Source organism: Enterococcus ratti, from assembly GCF_001886195.1.
GTDB lineage: Bacteria > Bacillota > Bacilli > Lactobacillales > Enterococcaceae > Enterococcus_B > Enterococcus_B ratti.
The window spans coordinates 1-1755 of sequence record NZ_JXLB01000052.1 but is presented as its reverse complement, the minus strand read 5'-3'; the positions used below and the strand labels follow the sequence as shown (position 1 = coordinate 1755).

Sequence of the window (1755 nt, the reverse complement as noted above, 5' to 3'; positions counted from 1 at the left end):
GTGTCCACTTTATTAGGATACATGCATACTAATTTGTGAATTAGGTAAGATAAAAGATACAATGATGACAGATATAGATGATCCTGAGATCAAGAAAGTTTTTTTAGAATATGAACGAAAACCTAATTATAATACTTCTGATTGGGATCAAAAATATGTTGACACGTTTGACGATTTTAAGCGTATTGTTGCGGGTGTCGAGAAAATAAAAGAAGCGAAAAAACTTATAGAGGATAAAGAATTAACTTCAGATAATTTCGATTATATTTTTGAACGTCTGGGTTATTTATCTAGTTTCAATGATGAAGCTTATGTAGAAGAAATAAATTATAAATATAATGAATTTTTCTCATATTTATTAAAAGTAAAAGGTAATGATATAAATTTACTCGATACGGAAGACATAAAAGTTTCTATCAACGATTCCTTTAATAGAAATTTCTCTACGATAGGTCAATATTATAAAATCTTTTCAAGTATTGTACAGTTTATAAATACTAATGTTGAAGATTCAAAAAAATTCAATGTTTATATAGAACATTTGTGTGCAGATATGTCAATTATAGAAGAAATCCTACTATTCTATTATATTGAATACACTGATTTAGGAGAAAATATTAAAGAAAAATTGTATGGTTCAAATATATTTAGAGACTTAAAAAATATTAACTATAGTAGTAACCCAAATAATCTAGATTTTTTCTATGATACAGATTTGAATGATTTAGAAAAATATAATTTAAAGAAATAAACTATATATTTGTTGGAGGATATAAATGAAAATAACAACTACTGAACCTAAAAACTGGAGGAACTTACAGGATGAAGTATGCAGATATCTCAATGAAGCTGGCTATATTGCTGAAACCCCTAAAACTATAAAGACAGTACGTGGACATGTTGAAGTTGATGTATACGCAGAGTCAAATAAAGAGTTAATAAAGAGTTTTATTTGTGAATGTAAGTATTGGAATAGTCCTATACCAAAAGAAAAAATACATGCATTTAGAACCGTTACGCATGATTCTGGCAGTATGTTAGGTATAATTATTTCTAAAAATGGATTCCAATCTGGAGCTTATGAAGCAGCGTATTGTTCCAATATTTTACTTAAGGACTGGACTGGATTCATAGATTTAATAAAAAGACAATGGCTGACAAATCAAATGGCCAAACTAGTAAAAATTTCTAGTCCACTATCTGTATATACTGATCCAATGGATGTTCCATATATAGAATTAGAAGACCATAAAAAAAAATTATACATGGAAGTTACTGAAAAATGTTTTAGTGCATATCTTCTATTTAGAAACCTTAATAGAAAAAAATTTTATGAAGAAAGTATTACTGTGAATGAAGTTACTTTCTATGCTATGGATGAATTATTTAAATATTTGAAGAAAACATTTATAGAATCTATTGATCAATACGAGAAAATTTTTGAAAATAATCCAGTAGAACAATGGAAACTTGAATTTAATGATCCGTTTAGTAAACTCAATATATTTGATTTTTTTGAGGAGACAATTTGAACTGTATAATAAGTATTAAAATTATATTGAGTCGTTTAACTAAAAATTGTTTATATGGAAGATGAAAGTCAGATGATTAGTCTGGCTTTTTTTTATATTTTGAATGGTTCAATCTTCACAAAAAAAGGCATGTGTTTGTATAATCGACTAAGCTTCTAACTTAAGTGCAACAAACAAATCATAGCGATTATGTAGATCATTTTTCTAGATAAATGGCATAAAT

The 1755-nt window shown here is 26.8% G+C and carries 2 protein-coding genes; both read left to right on the top strand.

Features of this window, described 5'->3' with window-relative positions; translation table 11 throughout:
- The first annotated feature begins 64 nt into the window (after window positions 1-64).
- The gene (locus RV14_RS11580) at window positions 65-751 is read left to right on the top strand and encodes a hypothetical protein (RefSeq protein ID WP_071856389.1); all 687 of its coding nucleotides are present in this window, start codon (window positions 65-67) and stop codon (window positions 749-751) included.
- Between the two features lie 25 nt (window positions 752-776).
- Window positions 777-1532: a restriction endonuclease gene (locus RV14_RS11575; RefSeq protein WP_053765529.1), complete on the top strand. Its 756-nt coding sequence runs from the start codon at window positions 777-779 to the stop codon at window positions 1530-1532.
- Window positions 1533-1755: the final 223 nt, after the last annotated feature.

Coding starts and splice junctions, on each gene's coding strand:
- RV14_RS11580 (WP_071856389.1), top strand. CDS start 65: ATGACAGATATAGATGATCCTGAGATCAAGAAAGTTTTTTTAGAATAT.
- RV14_RS11575 (WP_053765529.1), top strand. CDS start 777: ATGAAAATAACAACTACTGAACCTAAAAACTGGAGGAACTTACAGGAT.